Genomic DNA, 21,571 nt, shown 5'->3' with positions numbered 1-21,571 from the left:
GGGGACAAGGGGGACAAGGGAGCGGTCAACCATCAACTATCAACCATCAACCGTTATCTATAACTGGAATCGCCGAGTTGACTAAAGATAACAAAGTACCGTTCTGTTCCTGTCCGTTGGCGGCTAAATCGCTGTGACATAGATAAACTCTTTCTCCTACACGCCCAAGTAAATCTCGCAAAATTCGTCGCAGTCTTTCTGTGTCGGCGCTTAAATCGTCCTCCGCCGTCCAAGGGCGACCGAACCGATGTTGTAAAAATAACGGCGCACCGTATAAAGTTGCCGCACCACCACGCGACCACAAAGGAGAGCCGGCATCCAACCAAAATTGCCAGCGATGAAACCGCCGACTGGAACGATATTGGAAGATAGTTGCTAAGGTGACAGCACGACTAGCAGCACCAATCGGACGCACGGGATAAGAATTTGCTGTAATTGTACCTCGTCGTAGCAGTTGAATGAATTGAGCGATCGTAATGTGAGCAGGAGTATCGATCCCTTCAGACTGCCGCAGCCGCGCATCGATTTCCCAATAGTGTTGAGCAGTCTCTAGTAATTCTCGTAATGCTGCTAACTGGTCGTAGGGAAGGTTACTGCCTTGCCAGAGAAATTTCTGAATAGCGCGGTCGAGTAGAACAATGGGACTGGGGAGAAGCCGCTGTTCTTGCTGCGATCGCTGATCTTCAATCCACTGCACGATCTGAGCATAAGCTAAACTTGCCGCATATCCCAAGCGATCCCAGCGATCGTAGGTCGTTGCTGGTAGTAAATTTGGATGTTCTGGGTGCGGTTGGAAGCAGTAGTCGGCAATCAAGCCAGCACGGACGGGATCGATTTGGAATTCGGAATTCGGAATTCGGAATTCGGAATTAATTGCGAATTCCGAATTGGTATTGTCTTCCTCTGCTCTCTTCCCCCTGCTCCCTGCTCCCTGCTCCCTGCTCTTTACTCCCTGCTTTCCTGCCTCTCGCCTCGTACTTAATACTACTAACATTTCCGCTACCATATCTCGATCGACTAAACGTCCTAAACCTGGGTAGACGAGGGTGAGGAGGGTGAGTAAGGCTCGGATAATCGGAGAACTTGTCAATGGGCGTTGGTCGTTCAGGGATTCGACAAAGATCCCGTGTTTAGTCAGAATTTCTACTAGGGTATAACGGGCGATCGCATCTAAACCAGGAGCAATTAAAGCAATTTCCTGCGGCTGAATCTGTCCCGATTTAATCGCTTGAATGATGAAATCGGCAGTTTGTCGTAGTAAGTCGCCCCGCGATATGGTTTGGATTGCTTGCACTGATTCTGGTAGCGAAAACAGTGCCAGTGGTTCCGTGACTAACTCTACTACTGGCGTTGCCAAATCGTCAGCCAGCGCGATCGAGGAGGGTTGGATAAATTCTATCTGACAGCGCTTTGCTAAGCCTTGCAAGTATTCGGGATCGGCTCCCAGTCCCAAACGCACGGCTCCATCGGGATTATAAGTAAACGCACCAACCGCGCCTCGGTCGAGGAGAAACTCAAACAAATCGCGGGCTATAGCTGGATAATCATCGACATCGTCCGCCAGAATGTAGCGATAGCGTCGTAGTAAATGCTGCTGATAGTAGGGATCGCCTAAAAGATACTTGCTGTAGAGTTCTGTCGTGATTCCATAAGTCAAAAACCCCCTCTCCCAACACCAATTGCGCCACTGTAAGATTAGGGAGTCGGTACGGAATTCGGAATTCGGAATTCGGAATTCCGAATTCATTTTGAATTTTGAATTTTGAATTTTGAATTGCTCCTCAGCTTCCTCAGCCTTCTTCTCCCCTTGTCCCTGTTCCAGTGCTGCAAGAATACTCTGTATCTGTCCAATTGCAGTGCCGCTATTTGCTGCTAACTGCAAGATATCCAGTAGGCGACGCACCCAACGAGACTCGCTTACCCCTGCTGGACGGGGAATTTCATCTAGCTGCTGTCGCCACAGGCGCGTGGCTAATTCCTGTTCGGTTTCTGGGCGCAAACGCACCGGAAACTGAGCTTTTAGCCCCAAAATCTGGAGCAGCAGGGGCCAAAATAAAGTGACTTCATCTTGAAAAAAACCTAATAAGGTTTTAGCGCGAATCGGATATTTACCATCTGTTGCTGCCGCTAATCGATCTCGTAATTCCCGCCGATTATCGTCATTTGCTGCTAAGACTAAAACTGCTGGTTCTCCTTGATGAGGATATAAGCGCTGTCGTCTCTCAGGGGACTGTTGGCGATCGCCTGCTTGCAACCACGTACAAAACTGTTCGACTAAACGAGTCGTTTTGCCACTGCGAGTAGAACCAACCATCCAAACCGAAATAATTCGCACTAACTCTATCCTCGGAGATTTGTTAATATACCCGGTATGTTAATCAGTGACCAGTGACCAGTTATCAGTCATCAGTGACTAGCGAGCGATTGCTGGTGACTAGACATCAGAATTCAACCACTAGCCACTAGCCACTAACCACTATAAACTTGACTCAAGGCTGGCGATGAGAAATTATAGTTGGACGCAAAAAATTTATGTTTTCTTACGCTCTGCCCAACAGTGGTATTTTGACACGCCAGAGCGATCGCTCGATGAAGCTTACAAAGCTGCACTTCTCATTAAGACGATCGAAGATGAGCATTTTGGTGGTCGGAAAATCTCACCAGAATATGCCAGTTTCGGACGCAATACGATGGCGATGTTTGAGTCAGATCTGAAAAAACATCTGAAAACGATTCGCATGAGACTCGTTGAGTTTAATGCCAGTCGTACTATTTTTGGAGATCCCAATCAAACTATTACTAAATTATCTAGGCAAGATGGGATAAATTTTAACAGGGATTCTTTTGCTATACAACAGAGAAATAATCCATCATTAATTTTAGAAAAACTTAGATTTATTGATGAAATCGCATCGAGATATCAGGAAGAACAAAAAGAAAATCTTCCCGCGATTAAGCCTCAAGTTATGCGACCGGATGCAGTTCTCAATAACCGAGATCTTCAAAGTACTCAAGAAAGACTTCGCTCCAATTCCATTGAAAGTTCAGAGAAAAATAATAAACCTAGTAGTAAAACCGAAGAGACAGGTGTATTACCTCGCTCGATCTTAAGTACCCTGAACCGACTGAAAGTAGAACTAGATCCGAGCGCTGAAGAAGAAGTTGTCAAAAATTTTCGTACTTCGCAAAGAAGAACTCTCATTTCAGTTAGATTAGTATTGTTACTAGTTATAGTTCCTTTTCTAACTTTTCAAATTTCAAAAAATCTAGTGATTGGACCGCTTGTCGATCGCTTCCGCAATCCCGAACAGGCTACGATGTTCCTCAACTATGAAATGGAAGAAAAAGCATTAGAAGAGATGCGGAAGTCTGAGGAAAGACTGAAATTTCAAAGTTTTCTAAATGGGGGTGAAGAACTCTCTCCAGTTGAGATTGAAAAGAGGCTGCAAGAGAGGGTAGCAGAAATTGCTGAGGAATTCCGTGCTGAAAGTTCCAATGCAATTAAAAATGTTTTTGCTGACTTACTTTCTGTTGGTGCTTTTATCTGGCTGCTACTCATGAGTAAGCGAGAACTCGCTGTTTTGAAAGAGTTTTTCGATCAAATTGTTTACGGTTTAAGCGATAGTGCAAAAGCATTTATTATTATTTTATTCACAGATGTATTTGTTGGATTCCACTCTCCTCATGGTTGGGAAGTAATTTTAGCTAGCGTGTCCAGACACTTAGGATTACCAGAAAATCACGATTTTATCTTCTTATTCATCGCTACATTTCCCGTAATTCTCGACACGATTTTTAAATACTGGATTTTCCGCTATCTCAACAGAATTTCTCCTTCTGCTGTGGCGACTTACCGTAATATGAACGAATAGTAGGATAAAAGTCAAAAGGCAAAAGTCAAAAATTTGTAGGATGCGTTAGATAATGCACTGAAAAGACAAAAATTTGTAGGTTATTTTAGATGATTGAAATACATACAAAATAGCCTGCCTGCGCAGGCTGAATTGTAAGCGTTATGTCATCTGAGCGAACTGGCTACCTGAGATGGCAAACTGTAACTAACTACAGGAGGAATTCCTGCTAAGTCGAGAATTTGGGGGATCAAATCTTCTCGTTTCACTGCCATCATATGTACGCCGTCGCAAAGTTGACGAGCAATTTGCACTTGTTCGGCAGCAATTTTTATCCCTTCTGCTAAAGGCTCTTTGGCTTGAGCAAGGCGATCGATAATATGTTCGGGAATGTTTACGCCAGGAACGCAGCGATTGATAAATTGAGCATTTTTAGCCGATTTTAATAAGAAGATACCTGCTAAAACTGGCTTGTTACAACCAGAGGCAATCTGAGTCATAAACTTTTCTAGGCGATCGAAATCAGTAATCAACTGACTTTGGAAAAACTGCGCCCCTGCTGCTAGTTTGCGTTCAAAGCGACTTTGCAATCCCGACCAACTTTTGCACTGCGGATCGACAGCCGCACCGACAAACAAATCTGTCGCCCCATCTGTCAAAGGTTTATCATCGCAGTCTAAGCCTTGATTCATTTTGCCGATCAGTTGTAGCAGCCTTACCGACTCTAAATCGAAGACACTTTTAGCATCAGTGCGATCGCCTGCTTTGACAGGATCGCCAGTTAAAGCCAAGATATTGTGAATACCAAGGGCATGTGCGCCTAGTAAGTCAGCTTCTAAACCAATGCGGTTGCGATCGCGACAGGCAACTTGACAAATCGGTTCGATCCCCTGCTGTGAGAGAATAACGGATGAGGCAAAAGAAGACATCCGTACTACGGCACGACTACCATCTGTGATATTGACTGCGTGTACCCGTCCTTTAAGCGCCTGCGCCATTTGGAGCATGTGACTGGGATCGCCACCCTTGGGAGGGGCAACTTCAGCTGTCACTAAAAACTCTCTGGCTTTGACGGCTTTGCGAAATGAATTTAAACGGGTTGTATTATGCATCAGATTTCAGTTTTAGTTATTAGGTATAGGTTATAGCACTGCACCCTGAAAACCTGACTCACTCTAAAGCGGTACGGAGAAGCCCAAAGCTGTTTTAACTTTGCTCAGGGTATCGTTAGCGATCGCGGCTGCTTTTTGCTTGCCATCGCGCAATACTGACTCTAGATATCCCTTATCTGCCATTACCTCGTTGTACTTATCTTGAATCGGTTTAAGGGCAGCGATCGCTGTTTCGGTTAGCAGTGGTTTAAATTGTCCCCAGCCCATATCTTGACACTCTGCCGCAACCTCCTGCTTGGTTTTGCCAGATAGTAGCATATAAAGAGTCAGAAGATTATTACATTCCGGTCTTTCGGGGTCGTCGAATACCAAGCCGCGAATCGGATCGGTCTTACAGCGCTTAATTTTTTGTTGAATTTGGTCTGGTGTATCCAGCAAATTAATTCGACTCAACTCTGAGGGGTCTGACTTCGACATTTTTTTGGTTCCGTCTGTCAGACTCATCACCCTTGCGCCTTCTGCCCGAATCAAAGGTTCTGGTAACTTCAACACTGGGTTTTCGCGGGCAAATTGATAGTTAAATCGCGCCGCAATGTCGCGAGTAATTTCTAAATGCTGCTTTTGATCCTCTCCTACGGGGACTTTATCAGGTTGATAGAGTAAGATATCCGATGCCATTAGTACAGGGTAGTCTAATAAGCCAACGCTAACATTCTCTCCCTGTTTTACTGCCTTCTCCTTGAACTGGATCATGTCTTCTAACCAGTTCAACGGCGTTATGCAATTAAATAGCCAAGTCAATTCGCTGTGGGCGGGAACGTGAGATTGAATGAAAATAGTGGAGTATTTTAGATCTAAACCACAAGCTAAGTATAGAGCTGCGAGCGTGTAAGTATTAGCTGCTAGTTCCTCTGGTTTGTGTGGCACGGTAATGGCATGTAGATCTGCCACAAAGAGATAATTTTCATACTGGCTTTGTCCTTCTACCCAGTTGCGAATTGCCCCTAAGTAGTTACCTAAGTGTAGATTGCCAGTGGATTGAATTCCAGAAAGAACGCGCATCGCCATAAATTATTAACTTGAACTTGAACTGGGTGTGGAAGGGTTTTTGTTGGTGGTGTGGGTCTATTTACTTTAGTTTCCCATTTTCTCCCGCTCTCGGCACGCGATCGCGACTGATAGAATCGAAAAATACGCGCTTGATTCTCAAAAATGGCTAAAGTCTTCGATCGCATCACGGACGAACTACAAGCATTCATCGCTACCCAACACATCTTTTTTGTAGCGACTGCACCCATCAGTTCAACTGGGCATATTAACGTTTCACCCAAAGGTTTAGACAGCTTTCGCATTCTCTCCCCCAATCGCGTTGCTTATTTAGACTTAACGGGTAGCGGAAACGAAACATCAGCCCATTTACAAGAAAACGGACGCATCACCCTCATGTTTTGCGCCTTTCAAGGTTCACCGTCCATTCTGCGACTTTACGGCACAGGCTATACAGTATTACCAGATCGTGCTGAGTGGGATAACCTACACTCCTTGTTTCCACCGACACCAGGAACGCGCCAAATCATCGTCGCCGAGATCGATCGCGTGCAGACATCGTGCGGCTTTGGCGTACCCTTATACGAACACCAAGGCGAACGAGAAAACCTTATCAAGTGGGCGCACAAAAAAGGCGAACCAGGGTTACAAGACTATCGCCAGCAAAAAAACCTTGTCAGTATCGACGGCTTACCCACACCCCTAGCAGCTAAAGAACCTTCGTAGATATATTTGCAACCACCCGATCCCTTGCTACCCCTTCGCGCCTCTGCGCCTTTGCGCGACATGACACCTGACTTGTGAGGGCGGGTTTACAAAGCAACTCCGAATTTATCAATCTAGTCGATAAACCCGCCCCTACGGTCATGACGATCGCTTGAAAAAACTACAGACTACTTCGCCAGGATCGTCCGATCTAAAAGGCACAACCCGATCTTTTTGAACTTTAACGCGATCGCGGCAATTATAAACCTCCGTATCCCCTTTCACGCCGTCAATACTGACAGCCGCCCGATATTCCCAATAATTTTTGGCACTGCGTTGAATACTCAGAATGCAGATCTGATGTCCGTCGCGAGTCCGACAAACACTAGCAGCCGCAGGAAACGCGATCGCTAACGAAAGTAATAATATCGCCAGAATAACCTTCAACCGAAACGACCTTCCACATAATCCTGAGTACGAGGATCGTTAGCATCGGAGAAGATTTTCTCCGTTTCGTCGAACTCCACCATCTGACCGATTCGGCTCTCATCCGTGCTGAAAAATGCCGTATAGTCAGATACGCGGGCGGCTTGTTGCATATTATGAGTCACGATCGCGATCGTCAGTTCTCCCCGCAAACTGTGAATTAATTCCTCAATCTTCATCGTCGAGATCGGATCGAGGGCGGAAGCGGGTTCATCCATCAGCAAAATCTTAGGTTTGACAGCTAGCGCCCTAGCAATACAGAGACGCTGCTGTTGTCCGCCTGATAAACCCAAAGCCGATTTTTTCAGATTATCCTTTACTTCATCCCACAAAGCCGCTCCTTTGAGGGCAGATTCAACAATGTCATCCAACTGCATCCGCGACAGACGAGACTGCGCTCTTACGCCATAAGCCACGTTATCGTAAATACTCATAGGGAAAGGATTAGGCTTTTGGAATACCATACCAATCTCGCGGCGCAGGCGATTCAGGTTGACACGGCGATCGTAAATATCTTGACCGAAAAACTCTACCTGACCCTCAACTTTAACTTTACCTTCCAGTTCGCTAATTCTGTTAAGGGCTTTAATAAAAGTCGATTTACCACAGCCAGAAGGACCGATAATCGCGGTAACTTGTCCTTGGTAAATATCCATTGTCACCTTATCGATCGCCTTACGAGTGCCATAGAAAAAATTTAGGCTTTTCACTCGCAGCGCTGGAATTAAATTTGTTGCTACTGATTTTGTGTAATTCATGAATGGGGGAGTCGGGAGTCAGGGAGAAGAGAGCTGAGGGAGCTGAGGGAGACAAGGAGGACAAGGGAGACAAGGGAGAAATTCTAGTCACTAGCCGCTAGCCACTAGCCACTAGTCACTGTCTTCTTCTGGTTGCTAGACGCGAGATAATACTAATACATAAAACTAGTCCTACTAAAACTAAAGCCGCAGTCCATGCCATCTGGTTTTGCCCAAGGTCGGGAGAGTTAGCGTAGTTGTAAATCAGCACGGATAACGAGGGGGTAGGATTAAACAATCCATCGGGCCAGCTAATACTAAATAAAGCGGTAAATAGTAGCGGTGCTGTTTCACCTGCGGCGCGGGCAACAGCGAGTAAAACGCCTGTAGTGATGGCGGGAATTGCGGCAGCAACGACAACGCGGAAGGTTGTTTGCAGACGATTTGCGCCCAAGGCGGCGGAACCCAAGCGTTGGTGATTGGGGATCAGTTTCAAAGCTTCTTCTGTCGTCAGCGCTACGATGGGCAGCATGATGACTGCCAGGGCAAAACCTCCAGCTACAGCAGAAAATTGCGTAACTTTGTTCAAGATCAAAACGCCGTAAGCAAATACACCTGCAATGATTGAAGGTATACCCGTGAGAATAGTAATAATAAATCGGATCGAGCTGCCAATAACTGTATTTCTACCAAATTCAGATAAGAAAATCCCTGTCAGCACTCCTACTGGAATTGCGATCGCCGAAGCAATACCTACCATCATTAAAGTACCCAAGATCGCATTACCAAAACCATTGGGAACGTCCGTTACGCCTACGGGGGCAGGTATATTTGTAAACACAGCCCAGCTAAAGTTTTGACCACCCCTCAGCAGAATTTCGAGCAAGATCGATCCTAGAGGTAATATAGCTAGAGCCGTTAACAGCAGAGCGATCGCAGTCATACCCCTATTAAAAACCGCTCTATAAGTAGGCAAAGGACGGCGTAATTCTGCTGCCAAAGATGGATCTATCTTTTCTACGATTGGGCGATCGTGCATAGCTATTGAGTCTAAAAATTAGTGCGGGAAAGATTGAAGATAGCAGAATCGATTTACGTCGTGGCGATCGCCATTTAATTTATTGAATTAATTATGTCGGCTGATAAATTTTACCAGAGCAACTGAAGCCATATTTACCAGTAGTGTAACCAAAAACAAAATCAAAGCTAAATACATTAACGCACCGACGTGCAATCCATCTAATGCTTCACCAAACTCATTCGCTAGCACAGATGGAATCGTATATGCCACATCTAACAATGAAGGGCTGATTTGTGCTGTATTTCCGATTACCATCGTCACAGCCATTGTTTCCCCTAGCGCTCGTCCGAGTGCCAAAATTGCCGCTCCAACTATACCAGAAATACCTGCTGGTAACAGCACGCCGAAAATAGTTTCCCAACGGGTTGCACCCAAAGACATCGAACCACTGCGTAATTCCTTTGGTACGGCAAGTAGAACTTCGCGGCTAATTGCTGCCATTGTTGGCAAAATCATAATCGCCAGAATTACGCCTGCACTCGACATCCCATAGCCTACTGGTGGAGTGCTAAACAGGGGTATCCAAGCGAAATGGTCGTAAAGCCATTGTTGAATCGGTTGCAAAAACGGAATGAGTACGAAAATGCCCCATAATCCAATGATGACGCTAGGAATAGCGGCAATCAACTCTACCATGAAAGCAATGGGCGATCGCACTGAAGCAGGTAAAATATCTTCGCTCGTAATTAAAGCTACTGCTAATCCCACAGGAACGGCAATTAACATGGCGAGTGCCGAACTGACAAGAGTACCAAAAATGAATGGCAGCGCCCCAAATTTGAGATCTGCCACATTCCATTCTTGACTCCACAAAAAACCCAACCCAAATTGTCGAATAGCTGGCAGGGCATTTTCAAAGATAATAAAGCTAATCCAAAAAAGCAGGGCTACCATAGCAAACGCTAAGCCATATACCAGCCAGGTAAACCCTTGGTCGAACCACGCAAATTTTCCCGAAGATACAGTTAAATTTATTTCTGACTTAAGAGGAAACTGCCGATTGTTTTCTATGTGTGGTTCTGACATACATCATTTGTTTGAGATCGACTATGTAGAGACGTTACCTGTAACGTCTCTACATGCAATTATCTACTTCACTTCGCTTTTCACAGTCTGTACGACTTGACCAGCAACCTTGGCAGGAATGCGCGTGTAGTTGAGTTGACCGTTAATTGCCTGACCGTCAGTCATCATCCACTCTACCATCCGTTTGACGGCATCAGCTTTACCTGGCTGCTGGTAGTTTTTGTAGACCATAATCCAGGTCAAACCGACAATTGGATATCCAGAGTCAGGATTGCCAAGTAGATCGTAGTTTACGCGAAAATCAGGATTGAACTTCACACCTTCTAAAGCTTGGTCTGCTGCTTCTTGAGTTGGTGCGACAAATTCCCCTTGACTATTTTGCACTTGTGCCATCGGAATTTTATTCTCACTAGCAAAAGCAGCCTCTACATAGCCAATGCTACCGGGAGTCCGCTGCACGATTTGAGCTACACCAGGATTTCCCTTACCTTTGAGGGGGCTACCAGCCCAAGAAGGAGCGCGATTAGGACCGATTCTACCTTTAAAATAGGGACTCATGGCGCTGAGGGCGTTGGTGAAGATAAAGCTCGTACCGCTAGCATCAGCACGGACGGCAAGTCTAATAGGCTGATTTGGTAATTTTGCCCCAGGATTATCAGCCGCGATCGCCGGATCGTTCCAATTCTTAATTTGACCTGCAAAAATCTGTGGTAAGACTTTACGAGATAGTCTTAGCTCGTTAACGCCAGGAGCATTATACACCACGGCAACGGGACCGCCAGCTGTGGGGACGAATACCACGCCGTTCTTAACTTTTTTGATTTCTTCATCGGTCATGGCGTTATCGCTAGCGCCAAAATCGACTGAGCCAGCAATAAACTGTCTCACGCCGCCACCGCTACCAATTCCTTGATAGTTGACTTGAAGTGGCGGGTTAGCTTTACGCAACTCGCTAGCCCAGCGTTGATATAGGGGTTCTGGGAAAGTCGCCCCAGCACCATTGAGGGTAGCAGTTTGTTGCGCAATTCCCGTTAAACTAGCTCCCAAGGTCACTGTAGCTGCGACTGCTGAAGTCGCAATAACACGCTTCAGCGTAATTCCAGATAGCAGCATATTTCTCTAAGTCTCCTCATCCACTAATAGTAGTCAATCGCACAGACAATCTTAATGATCACGCACATAGTGGATGAACTCGTTATGCAAAGCCTAACGTTAGGTTAATCGTAGATTAACTGAAGTTTAAGTAGAGAAATGCTTCTAGCGCTAAGTATATTAATTGAATGCCAATACAAGCGGTTACATGTAAACAAGAGCTTGGTAGCTACTGAGTAGCAAATTTAACTAAAAATTATCTGTCAATGCCGATCTATAGAAAAGTAGGAGATAGCAACTTTTGACTTAAGAGATGAAATCGTCAGAAAACCGTCTAGCGAAATGTAAATAACTGTTGCAAAACTGACAAAAATGTTTAGAAACTGTCCAGAAACCTATCAGAGCTTTAACCTAGAAAAATAAGAGATGTTAAAAGGAAATCTGATGAATATGAATAACATTCAAAAGTATCGCTTTGTCTGCACTCTGACATTTGGGGATATTTACGGTCAGATTATTGTCTGGTTGATCACTATCACTGTGAGTTTGGCTGCGGCAATGGCAATGATGGGTGCGAGAAAACCAATCTACGCCTTAGCGACTGTAGGACTCATTGTATTACTTTCTTTACCTTTCCTACTGTTTGCCTTCGTTACAACCCTGCTCAATCATATCGAACTGACAGCAACAGAACCAGGGACAAAATCTGAACCTATCCCTGGCAATGTTTCGCAGCAACAACCAGCGCCAGTTAGCTAGAGATGAGGGGGTGAGGGAAAGGACAAGGGGGACAAGGAAGCAACTCCAATTCAAAATATAAAATTTTCTCACCCTCGCTCCTCAACGCCAGATGCTTCAAGTCGGGGAACCGCAAGAGCGCGCTGGCTCCTCCTCGCCCCTTGTTAAGCCACTATAGAGCTAGAGAACACTTTTTTAGCAAATAATGTAATTAAATGCTAGAACACGATGTCATTATTGTTGGCGGCGGACTGGCTGGCTGTCGTGCCGCAGTAGAAATTGCCCGCCTCGATCCGAGTTTGAATGTGGCTGTAGTGGCGAAAACTCACCCGATCCGCTCTCATTCTGTTGCCGCTCAAGGAGGAATTGCTGCAACGCTGAAGAATGTAGATGATAGAGATAGTTGGGAAGCTCACGCCTTCGATACCGTCAAAGGTTCCGACTATCTAGCCGATCAAGATGCAGTGGAGTTGCTAGCCCGTGAAGCCCCCGACGTGGTGATAGACCTAGAACATATGGGGGTGTTGTTTTCTCGCTTGCCTGACGGTCGCATCGCCCAAAGAGCCTTCGGCGGGCATTCTCACAATCGTACCTGCTATGCCGCAGATAAGACCGGACACGCTATTTTGCACGAACTCGTCAATAATTTACGACGATACGGCGTACAGGTTTATGAAGAATGGTACGTGATGCGTCTGATTTTGGAGGACGGTCAAGCTAAGGGCGTGGTGATGTACCGCATTCTCGACGGACACATCGAAGTCGTACGCGCCAAAGCGGTGATGTTTGCTACGGGCGGTTACGGTCGAGTCTACAACACGACTTCTAACGATTATGCTTCGACAGGCGACGGATTGGCGATGGCAGCGATCGCAGGTCTGCCGTTAGAAGACATGGAATTCGTCCAATTTCATCCTACGGGATTGTATCCAGTAGGCGTGCTGATCTCGGAAGCCGTGCGGGGAGAAGGAGCTTATTTAATTAATGCCGAGGGAGAGCGTTTTATGGCAACATACGCCCCCTCAAGGATGGAATTAGCGCCACGGGATATTACCTCTAGGGCGATCGCCTATGAAATTCGTGCCGGACGCGGGGTTCATCCCGATGGTAGGGCGGGTGGTCCCTGCGTGTATCTCGACTTGCGGCACATGGGCAGAGAAAAAATTATGAGCCGCGTCCCTTTTTGCTGGGAAGAAGCTCATCGACTCGTAGGAGTTGATGCCGTCCATCAGCCGATGCCCGTGCGTCCCACAGTCCACTATTCTATGGGTGGGATACCCGTGAATACAGACGGACAGGTGCGCCGGAGTGCCGAGCAGTTAGTGGAGGGATTTTTCGCGGCTGGGGAATGCGCTTGTGTCTCCGTCCACGGTGCTAATCGCTTGGGGAGCAATTCTTTGTTGGAATGCGTAGTCTACGGACGGCGTACCGGAGCTGCGATCGCGCAATACGTGCAGAACCGTAAATTACCGGATGTCCAAGAGCAACGCTATATCAACGAGGCAAAACAGCAAATCCAAGCCTTGTTAGAACAACCAGGAAAGTACCGGATCGAGCAAGTCCGTACGGCTTTTCAAGATGCTATGACGCAGCACTGCGGCGTATTTCGGACGGAAAGTTTGATGCAAGAAGGCTTACAACAATTGCAACAACTGCAACAGCAATCCGCGCAAATATATCTAGATGATAAAGGCAGTTGTTGGAATACAGAAATTATTGAAGCCTTAGAATTGGGGAGTTTAATTGTCGTCGGACAACTCATTTTACATTCAGCCCTCAACCGTCAAGAAAGCCGTGGCGCTCACTTCCGCGAGGACTTTCCGCAACGGGACGACAGTAATTTCCTCAAGCACACCCTATCGTATTATTCCCCTGCTGGTATCGACCTACAATACAAACCCGTCGCAATTACTATGTTTGAGCCACAAGAACGGAAATATTAGGGATCGGTGTAGAGACGTTACATGTAACGTCTCTACACCGATCCGCGATCGCTGTTTGACGACGCATCTCAGCAATGATATGTTAAGGATCAAATAAATTTGAAGGGGAGTAGCTACTGGCATCACAACTGTGCCAGATACCTGAATCAACATGCTGGCTTGCTGCCTGGTTCAGGTGACAATTGAGCGAAAAAAGTCATAAGTTCTTGTCTTCAACAAATGACCGATGACCAATGACGCTCTCTTGTCAGTGAGACCTTCACTAAGTTCACAGAGGAAGATTGTGAGCTTGGTGAGGTCTTTCGTAACTCGTCAAGCTCGCAAGCTCAAGTTAGTCAGCTACAAAGGAGCTTGAGAGAGTGCTAGCAGCCTTCATTGCCAGTTTTTTACTGATTGCGGTTTCAGAATTAGGAGATAAAACTTTTTTCATCGCTGCAATTTTGGCGATGCGTCATTCGCGACGGCTGGTGTTTGCTGGTGCAGTATCCGCTTTGGCAGCAATGACAATACTTTCTGTTTTAGTGGGACAAGTTGCGGCTTTGTTGCCTAAAACATACATTCAATATGCAGAAATAGCCTTGTTTCTTGGTTTTGGTTTGAAGTTGCTTTACGAAGCAAGTAAAATGCCAGTGAGTTCTTGCGATACAGAAATTATTCAAGAGGCAAAAACTGCGATTGAGAAAGCAGAATTTAATTTACCGAAAACTCAGAATGCCGGAGCAATTATTGCTGAGGCTTTCACGCTAACTTTTTTATCAGAATGGGGCGATCGCACTCAAATTGCAACTATTGCTTTAGCAACTCGATATCCAGTTGTAGGCGTGACTATTGGAGCAATTTTAGGTCATGCTTTATGCGCGGCACTTGCAGTTATTTGCGGACGCATGTTAGCAGGACGGATCTCGGAGCGAAAGTTAACTATTGCTGGAGGAATTCTGTTTATTATCTTTGGTGTGATGGCAGCAGTTGAAGCAGCATGAGTCAGATTTTACTCCATTAACCATCCAAATAAGTTTCCTACAGTTAATTTAATTTCTCGTGCAAAAGATGGAACAGGAATCTGCTGTTCTGGTTCATCAAATACTTCTGGCTGTCGATTGGGAAGATAAACAAAGACAGTTTGTTCTTCTGGATCGATTAACCAACCCATTTGAGTTTCATATTTGAGGCAGTGTAGGATATTTTTAGTAACTTTTGTTTGGCTTTGGTCGGGTGAGAGAATTTCAATCGTCCAATCAGGTGCAATTGAGAAAGTATTAGCAATTTCACCTTTCTCATCGCGAGGAATTCTGTCCCAAACAAATACAGATACATCGGGAACTGTAGAGCGTCCGCCAAACGTACACCTGAGTTCTGGAAATGCTCTGGCAATTTTTGGAGCTTTTAAAACAGTATTAATTGCAGGTACTAATTCACCTTGAACAACGCTGTGCTTTCCTTGAAGCATTGGTTTTTGAATTATTTCACCATCAATATACTCGCTAGCAGGTTTCGTTTCTGGTAACTTTAGAAACTCTTCCAATGTTAAAGATTTAGGTGATATTTGTACCATAAGTAGTTACCTTTAAGCAATTTTGACCACTACTATCTTTGATTTTACTTGTTGATTTAAAATTCTGTCAGTCAATAAATCTTAAATCAATTGTTCGAGAATCTGCCGTGCGGCGTGCTGACCCGATCGCACTGCTCCATCCATATAATTGATCCAACGGGTAGAACGTTCGGTTCCTGCCCAATAAATTCTACCCACAGGTTCGTTTAGTGCTGCTCCTGCTTGTGTCAATAATCCAGGTGGTAAAGCTGCTACACAACCACTCGTCCACGATTGTTGAGTGTAATCAATTTCAAAATATTCTTCTGGTGCAGCGGCTGCAATACCAAACATATCTGTAACAGTTTGAATCGCCAATCTTCGCCGTTCTACTTCACTTAAATTAGAGTATTTTGGATCGAAAAAACCAATTAATAAACCATAGCTACCATCATCTGGAGAAACGTCAAAAACCTCTGCTTCGGTGTCCATACTATAGTAATGTCCGCTGGCTGCTTTTCCCCACCACAACGGACGTGGATAGAGACAGAAGAATTTGATCCAGCTCATCTGCTGCCATTCCGATATTAATTGCTGATGAATTGCTGGTAAAGGCGGATCGAAATGAATTTTTCCCGCATCTTTAGGCATCATTGCCACGATCGCGTAGTCTGCTTGTATGACTCCCCTTTTTGTCACTAAGCGTACCCGATCGCCATGCGAAATCTCTCGTACTCTTGTATTCAACCACACGCGATCGGCTAAATGCTCGGCAATTTTTAAGGTCAAACTGTGGGAACCACCGACGAGACGATAATCTTCGGCTGTTTCGCGTAGGTCGAAAAACCCCGCATTCGCCATAAAATATAAAACGAACAACATCGAGACATGATGCGGATCGCCTGCGATCCCTTGCCGAATACTACCAGCCATCCAAGCTCTTGCTTCGATTGTCTCCGTATTGCGATCGATCCACTCTCCCGCAGAGATAGAATCTAAAGTCTCAGCATTAGGTGTGTTCCAGGGTGCGTCTAGCGGTACGTTCTGACTGAGTTGCTCGAATTTTGCCATTACCTGAGCAAAATCTTTTTGAGCTGGCGTAGCGGACTCGCTAGGGTTGTCTTCGTGCGTTGTCCAGATCCCCTGGTAGCCGTAAATCGTGGCTCCATCAACTTTACCTTGTTTGGTGGCAACTCCTAACTGTCGTGCCAAATCGAGGACAGCTGTTTGCGTGCGTCCTACCCAAGTACCACCCATTTCTAGATAACCAATCTTAGGATGGAATTGGTTAAACGTGCGTCCGCCAATGCGATCGTTTGCTTCCAAAACAACGAGTGAATCAATTCCTGCTTGGTATAGTTCCCAGGCTGCACTCATACCGGAGAGTCCGCCGCCGACGATAGCAACAGATACTTGAGTGTTTTGGCGATCGCTTATCATATTTCTACTGATTGAAATTCTGCCTCAGACTCTACCACTCTAGGTAGATTTCTGTAGTATCGAACCTATTCTATTTATCGATCTATGCGATTCTTTCATAGAATCGAGACTGAATCTACTGTATCGTCAGTAACAGGATAGTTAATTTGGGGGCGATCGTGAGTTTCAAGAAAATTTTTGTTGCCGTTGATGGCTCAGCTCAAGCATCTGTGGTATTCGAGCAAGCTGTAGAATTAGCTACAAAAGATCTAGCGAATTTGATGGTATTTCACGGCGTTGAGTTGGGAGCAAGAATGACTTATCCATCCCAAATTGAAGCCAAAACTGAGGAAGGACAAGATGTTTTGCAGGGTTATCGCGAGAAAACAAAAGATTTGGGAATTTCAGTTGAATTTAATTGTCGGGTGGGGAATCCAGGATCGACAATTTGCGATGCAGCAAAAGAGTGGGGTGCAGATTTAATTGTTTTGGGACGTAGGGGATATAAAGGGATTACCGAAGTATTATTAGGTAGCGTCAGCAACCATGTTGTCCGTAATGCTCATTGTTCGGTGTTGATAATTCAAGGAGATCTGGGTGGTTAAGGATATCTAAATTTTGCTAGAAAGCAAGAGATACGATCTAATGTCGCGCAAAGTTTAAGAGCGCCAAGATTATAATTAACTTGCTATTTCATCAACAACCAATTCCGAATTCCGAATTCATCTCGATTCCACTCTCGCATCTAAAGTTTTGGCAATGCGATCGCGGGTTTCTGCTAAATGTGCTTTAGTATATTCATCTAATGTGCCAGAACGAGCAACTGCTCGATTCAATTTCTCTTGTAATTGCTGCAATTTGTACCACGCCAGCGTTCGTGCATCCTCAGGAACGTTAGATTTGCGTAACATCATATCTGTCATAATTTTTAGATGTTCCCGTTGGACGGCTCGCCGCAAACTAGAAATATTTGTTGGTGTTTTGTCTGGATTTAAAACCTCCATCCATATATCATTTTGTAAGGTGGTAAATAATTCTGGTAGAGTGAGGGCTTGTTTTGGCTGACTCTTGAGTTCGATGTCGCGTAAGCGGGAAAGGCGATCGCCCGATAGTAAATCTCGTAATACTAAACTTTGTAGCGCGTAAATACTATCGTGGATTGGGTAATCGAGGCGGTTCATCACGGCTTGTTCTCCCCAATGCATCCAGCGAGAGGGTGCGAGTTTATTCAAGAGTTCTGGCGGAAAATTAAATGCATCTGGGGCAAATACGTATTTCTCCAGCACTGCTAAAGCCTGTCGCTGTTTTGCTACAGGTACGGGAACGAATGGTAATCTGCCGTTATCAGCGCTAGCATGGTCGCGGTAAAATGACTGTCCGCCAATATATTTAGTAGCGTAGTATGTATGACGCAGGTAGTGTAAGAAAATGCGATCGAATAGTTCGCTTAAATCGCTGTAACTCTCACCTGAAGTTGGATAGCGCCGATTTAATTTTTTCCACATTGCCCGCGCTATATCTAATTGTCCTTGGGAATAGCCCAAAACATCGCTACTGTAGTCCCAAGCATTTACATCGGGATCGAGATCGAACCGATCCTCATCTGTAGCATAAGCTAAATCTGGACGCGAGGAGCGATCGCCAATTCGATCTAAAAATCGTCTTTCTGCTAAGGGATGGGCTGCTGTTGTAGGCGTATAGCCGTATTCAATCGCCCACTCATCGTAGGAACCGATGCTGTCAGGAAAAAAGTCGCCCTGTTCGCGGTCGGGTGGAGCCAGATTCGGGGGAAGATAGTCCATAACTGAAGTTGTCAAACCGCGATCGCGAGTTATTTTGGTAGCATTTAACTCATTGGGTGGAAGCTGGGTACTACCGCGAAAATTGTGCCGCAAACCGAGTGTATGCCCGACTTCATGAGCGATAATCAGCCGTAAATATTGATGAATGTATTGCTGCATTTTGTCGCTGTTAGGCGTGGTATTTTGAAACAGCGTGAGTGCCAAAGAACCAAAATCAAATTGGTTTGCCGCTTCCATGCCATAACAGAGGTCGTATTCTGTTGCGAGTTTTGAAAGAGGGGAGTCGTAGGGGCGCACAGCTGTGCGCCCGTACTGGAGTGGAGAGTCGGGAGTTGTTATTGCTTCCCCTTGTCCCCCTTGTCCCACCATTCCTCGTCCAAAACCAGAATTACAAACGCTGCGATCGTTTATCATTTGAGATAATACCGATGTTGGCTGCAATCGGCTATCTTGCACCATGCGCCGATATTCTTGCTTCAGCACGCGCACGAAGCTGGCATCGACTAAAATATCTGCATCCAAGATTTCCCCAGTTAGGGGGTTAACCCGCGAAGGACCAAGGGCGAAAAAGCCATCAACTGTGTTAATCCAGCGAATTACGTTGTAACGCACGTCCGCAGGGTCCCATTTAGCATCATCGGGCATTTGCCGCACTTCGATCGCATTGATAAATCCTGCTTTCTCAAAGGCTTTGTTCCACATTAATACTCCTTCTTTGACCGCATCCCGATATTCTAGTGGAACGGCATTTTCAATCCAAAATACAATCGGTTTTTTGGGTGGTGATAGTTTGGCGTTAGGATTTTGCTTTTCTAATTGCCAGCGGTTAATGTAGCGAACAAACGGTTCTTTACGGTCTTCAATCGCAAAATCTTGATAGGCAGTGATAAAATAACCGATGCGATCGTCAGCTAAGCGAGGCTTGTAGGTAGAATTAGCCGATAATTCAGATAAACTGTAGCGAATGCGTAAAGTTAGAGCGCGGCTGTCTGGCAGCGTCATTAAATTCGGCGTGGTACTACCCTTAGCACCCCCATAGGAAAAGCCGTAAACTGACTCAATTTCCATGTTGAGGGGAAAAGCTTTAGTTGAGCCAAAATAAGATTTATTTTCATCTAATTGATAGGTCGTTCCTAACTGAGTAGAGAGCGATGCTGCTAGTCCTGGTAAATCTTTTAATAGTAGATCGCCAAGGTCGATTAAAATAGATTTACGTTGAGGATGAATGCTTTTAATCGGAATTGAGTAGAGAACGGAATCGCTAAACGATCGCGTCAAAGATCGCGTTTGCGGCGAACCAGGAGTAACGCGAAAATTAACGTTACGCACGACGAAATGAATATTATTGTTGACTCGCTGAAAATAAAATAAAAAATCCTGTAAAGGCATTCCACTATAAATACCTCGCTCTCCAATTCCTGCTTCCATCGTCATCGTACTGAGGAAGTTTTTATTGAATTGCTGTGGTTGAATTTCTAAATAAATTTTGCCTGTATCCTTCTGGCGATAAAGAGTAAATAATCCCTTAACAGCACTACTATTTTTGATAACTTCGTTAAATGCTTTCAGCTCTGACGGTTTGGGATTTTTTGCTGCTACCTGCTGATTAGACTCTTGAGCTAGCAGCAGCGTTGATTGTCGATGATCTTGCTGCTCATGATTAGCCAGCCACAGATAAGATTGTAATTCCGGCTGCTGGCTGTTATTTTTAATCACCCATACTTTAGATTCTGGTAATGATATTGGGGTCATGGTAGGGGCGCACGGCTGTGCGCCCCTACAAGTCTCGTCACTGGTAACTGATAACTGATTGGAAGCTGACGCAGGAAGCCGCGCACCAACAAAAAAGATTGTAAATAACGCGCTGTGCAAGAGAAAAACACGAGCAGACAAACTTTTCATTTCTCATATCCCTAGCAATGATGCCTAGTTACTGCTAATTCAAGCAGCTTAATCGGTTAAAGCCGACGATTGCCAAGCACTCAGTTACGTCATGCATCCGATTGCTTGCTAAAACGATTTACAGCCACCCACTGTTAATAGAGTTCCCAGAAATACCCTTCAATGCGCGGCTCTATCTATTTTTGTAGCGAAACTAGGAAGAAAACTAGGCAGTTATTTATACAATTCAACACATTAGAAGAATTCTAGTAGGGGCGCACACCTGTGCGTCCCTACAACTCCTTACCTTGAGGCAAAATCAGCATGGCATCACCAAAGGAATAGAAACGGTATTGTTGGGCGATCGCTTCTTGGTACAATGCCAACAATCGCTCTCTGCCAATTGCCGCACTGACGAGCATCATTAAACTAGAACGCGGCAGATGGAAATTAGTAATTAACCCGTCTACTACCCGCCATTGATAACCAGGGTAAATAAACAAATTTGTCTTACCGCAAAATGGCTGTAGTTCTCCCGATGCAGCAGCACCCTCTAAAGCCCTTACCGTTGTCGTTCCGACAGCAATAATTCTGCCTCCTCGCGATCGCGTAGCGCGAATTTGCTCTACAGTGGCAGCTGGAACTTCAATCCACTCTCCATGCATTTGATGTGTCTTTACGTCTTCCACTTCTACCGGACGAAACGTGCCAACTCCTACATGTAAAGTGACAAATGCTTGCTCTATACCATTTTCTTGCAGGCGTTTGAGTAATTCAGGTGTAAAGTGCAGCCCTGCTGTCGGTGCTGCTGCCGATCCTGGTTTTTCAGCGTAAACTGTTTGATATTGCTCTGATTCCGCCTGAGAATCGGTAATATAGGGTGGCAAAGGTACGTGACCGAATTTATCTAATAATTGAATGACAGATAAACCTTCTGGTAGGTCAAACTGTAACACTCGTCCGCCTGTCTCTTCGTCTGTTTCTAGTACTGTAGCAGTGAGGGAGCAGGGAGTCAGGAGTCGGGAATCGGGAGTTGCACTGTTTTTCTCCTCTGCTCCCCTGCCCCTCTGCTCCCCTGCTTCCTTGTCCCCCTTGTCCCCCTTGTCCCCCTTGCTTCCTT

18 protein-coding genes are annotated in these 21,571 nt (G+C 45.4%); 6 read left to right on the top strand and 12 right to left on the bottom strand.

Features of this window, described 5'->3' with window-relative positions; all coding sequences use genetic code 11:
- Positions 1 to 46: 46 nt before the first annotated feature.
- On the bottom strand, positions 47 to 2,314 hold the full coding sequence (locus tag C7Y66_RS23445) for a recombinase family protein (protein WP_370143953.1): 2,268 nt from the start codon (positions 2,312 to 2,314) through the stop codon (positions 47 to 49).
- Between the two features lie 187 nt (positions 2,315 to 2,501).
- Between C7Y66_RS23445 and C7Y66_RS23440 the strand changes: the two genes are divergently transcribed.
- Positions 2,502 to 3,872: a proton extrusion protein PcxA gene (locus C7Y66_RS23440; RefSeq protein ID WP_106547444.1), complete on the top strand. Its 1,371-nt coding sequence runs from the start codon at positions 2,502 to 2,504 to the stop codon at positions 3,870 to 3,872.
- Positions 3,873 to 4,018: 146 nt separating this feature from the next.
- On the opposite strand, the gene C7Y66_RS23435 is transcribed toward C7Y66_RS23440, so the two are convergent.
- A complete protein-coding gene (locus tag C7Y66_RS23435; protein ID WP_106547443.1) occupies positions 4,019 to 4,963 on the bottom strand; it encodes a methylenetetrahydrofolate reductase in 945 nt (314 codons plus the stop codon).
- Positions 4,964 to 5,026: 63 nt separating this feature from the next.
- The gene (gene trpS, locus C7Y66_RS23430; protein WP_015152720.1) at positions 5,027 to 6,031 is read right to left on the bottom strand and encodes a tryptophan--tRNA ligase; all 1,005 of its coding nucleotides are present in this window, start codon (positions 6,029 to 6,031) and stop codon (positions 5,027 to 5,029) included.
- Between the two features lie 144 nt (positions 6,032 to 6,175).
- Between trpS and C7Y66_RS23425 the strand changes: the two genes are divergently transcribed.
- Positions 6,176 to 6,736, top strand: coding sequence for a pyridoxamine 5'-phosphate oxidase family protein (locus C7Y66_RS23425; RefSeq protein WP_106547442.1), 561 nt, complete (start codon positions 6,176 to 6,178; stop codon positions 6,734 to 6,736).
- A 138-nt stretch (positions 6,737 to 6,874) separates the two neighbouring features.
- Here C7Y66_RS23425 and C7Y66_RS23420 read toward each other — a convergent pair whose 3' ends face one another.
- The 5 genes from C7Y66_RS23420 to pstS form a co-directional block, all read right to left on the bottom strand.
- The gene (locus tag C7Y66_RS23420; RefSeq protein ID WP_106547441.1) at positions 6,875 to 7,162 is read right to left on the bottom strand and encodes a hypothetical protein; all 288 of its coding nucleotides are present in this window, start codon (positions 7,160 to 7,162) and stop codon (positions 6,875 to 6,877) included.
- On the bottom strand, positions 7,159 to 7,959 hold the full coding sequence (pstB, locus tag C7Y66_RS23415; protein WP_106547440.1) for a phosphate ABC transporter ATP-binding protein PstB: 801 nt from the start codon (positions 7,957 to 7,959) through the stop codon (positions 7,159 to 7,161). The genes C7Y66_RS23420 and pstB overlap by 4 nt, the downstream gene beginning before the upstream one ends.
- A 115-nt stretch (positions 7,960 to 8,074) precedes the next feature.
- Positions 8,075 to 8,977, bottom strand: coding sequence for a phosphate ABC transporter permease PstA (gene pstA, locus C7Y66_RS23410; RefSeq protein ID WP_106547439.1), 903 nt, complete (start codon positions 8,975 to 8,977; stop codon positions 8,075 to 8,077).
- Positions 8,978 to 9,064: 87 nt separating this feature from the next.
- Entirely contained in the window at positions 9,065 to 10,045 is a 981-nt protein-coding gene (pstC, locus tag C7Y66_RS23405) for a phosphate ABC transporter permease subunit PstC (RefSeq protein ID WP_106547438.1), read from the bottom strand.
- A gap of 63 nt (positions 10,046 to 10,108) precedes the next feature.
- Positions 10,109 to 11,158 carry a phosphate ABC transporter substrate-binding protein PstS gene (gene pstS, locus C7Y66_RS23400; RefSeq protein WP_106547437.1) on the bottom strand — a complete coding sequence of 350 codons (1,050 nt, stop codon included), beginning with the start codon at positions 11,156 to 11,158 and terminating at the stop codon, positions 10,109 to 10,111.
- A 423-nt stretch (positions 11,159 to 11,581) separates the two neighbouring features.
- Between pstS and C7Y66_RS23395 the strand changes: the two genes are divergently transcribed.
- The 3 genes from C7Y66_RS23395 to C7Y66_RS23385 all read left to right on the top strand — a co-directional run bounded on the left by C7Y66_RS23395 (position 11,582) and on the right by C7Y66_RS23385 (position 14,798).
- Entirely contained in the window at positions 11,582 to 11,896 is a 315-nt protein-coding gene (locus tag C7Y66_RS23395; RefSeq protein WP_015152727.1) for a hypothetical protein, read from the top strand.
- Positions 11,897 to 12,090: 194 nt separating this feature from the next.
- Positions 12,091 to 13,818: a succinate dehydrogenase/fumarate reductase flavoprotein subunit gene (locus C7Y66_RS23390; protein WP_106547436.1), complete on the top strand. Its 1,728-nt coding sequence runs from the start codon at positions 12,091 to 12,093 to the stop codon at positions 13,816 to 13,818.
- Between the two features lie 359 nt (positions 13,819 to 14,177).
- A complete protein-coding gene (locus C7Y66_RS23385; protein WP_106547435.1) occupies positions 14,178 to 14,798 on the top strand; it encodes a TMEM165/GDT1 family protein in 621 nt (206 codons plus the stop codon).
- An 8-nt stretch (positions 14,799 to 14,806) separates the two neighbouring features.
- Here the strand turns inward: C7Y66_RS23385 and C7Y66_RS23380 are convergent, their stop codons facing one another.
- Together C7Y66_RS23380 and C7Y66_RS23375 are read right to left on the bottom strand one after the other, a co-directional pair.
- Positions 14,807 to 15,370: a Uma2 family endonuclease gene (locus tag C7Y66_RS23380; RefSeq protein WP_106547434.1), complete on the bottom strand. Its 564-nt coding sequence runs from the start codon at positions 15,368 to 15,370 to the stop codon at positions 14,807 to 14,809.
- 81 nt (positions 15,371 to 15,451) lie between these two features.
- The gene (locus tag C7Y66_RS23375; RefSeq protein WP_106547433.1) at positions 15,452 to 16,789 is read right to left on the bottom strand and encodes an FAD-dependent oxidoreductase; all 1,338 of its coding nucleotides are present in this window, start codon (positions 16,787 to 16,789) and stop codon (positions 15,452 to 15,454) included.
- Positions 16,790 to 16,947: 158 nt separating this feature from the next.
- Between C7Y66_RS23375 and C7Y66_RS23370 the strand changes: the two genes are divergently transcribed.
- The gene (locus C7Y66_RS23370; RefSeq protein WP_106547446.1) at positions 16,948 to 17,373 is read left to right on the top strand and encodes a universal stress protein; all 426 of its coding nucleotides are present in this window, start codon (positions 16,948 to 16,950) and stop codon (positions 17,371 to 17,373) included.
- Positions 17,374 to 17,490: 117 nt separating this feature from the next.
- Here C7Y66_RS23370 and C7Y66_RS23365 read toward each other — a convergent pair whose 3' ends face one another.
- Together C7Y66_RS23365 and queA are read right to left on the bottom strand one after the other, a co-directional pair.
- Positions 17,491 to 20,472, bottom strand: a complete 2,982-nt coding sequence (locus C7Y66_RS23365) for a zinc-dependent metalloprotease (RefSeq protein WP_106547432.1) — start codon at positions 20,470 to 20,472, stop codon at positions 17,491 to 17,493.
- A gap of 272 nt (positions 20,473 to 20,744) precedes the next feature.
- Positions 20,745 to 21,571 (bottom strand): tRNA preQ1(34) S-adenosylmethionine ribosyltransferase-isomerase QueA (gene queA, locus C7Y66_RS23360; protein ID WP_199197591.1); only part of this gene is annotated, 827 nt, incomplete at its 5' end.

This window comes from Chroococcidiopsis sp. CCALA 051 (assembly GCF_003015105.1).
GTDB lineage: Bacteria > Cyanobacteriota > Cyanobacteriia > Cyanobacteriales > Chroococcidiopsidaceae > Chroococcidiopsis > Chroococcidiopsis thermalis.
The sequence above is the reverse complement of the archived record's forward strand: the minus strand, read 5'-3'. Positions and strand labels throughout refer to the sequence as shown.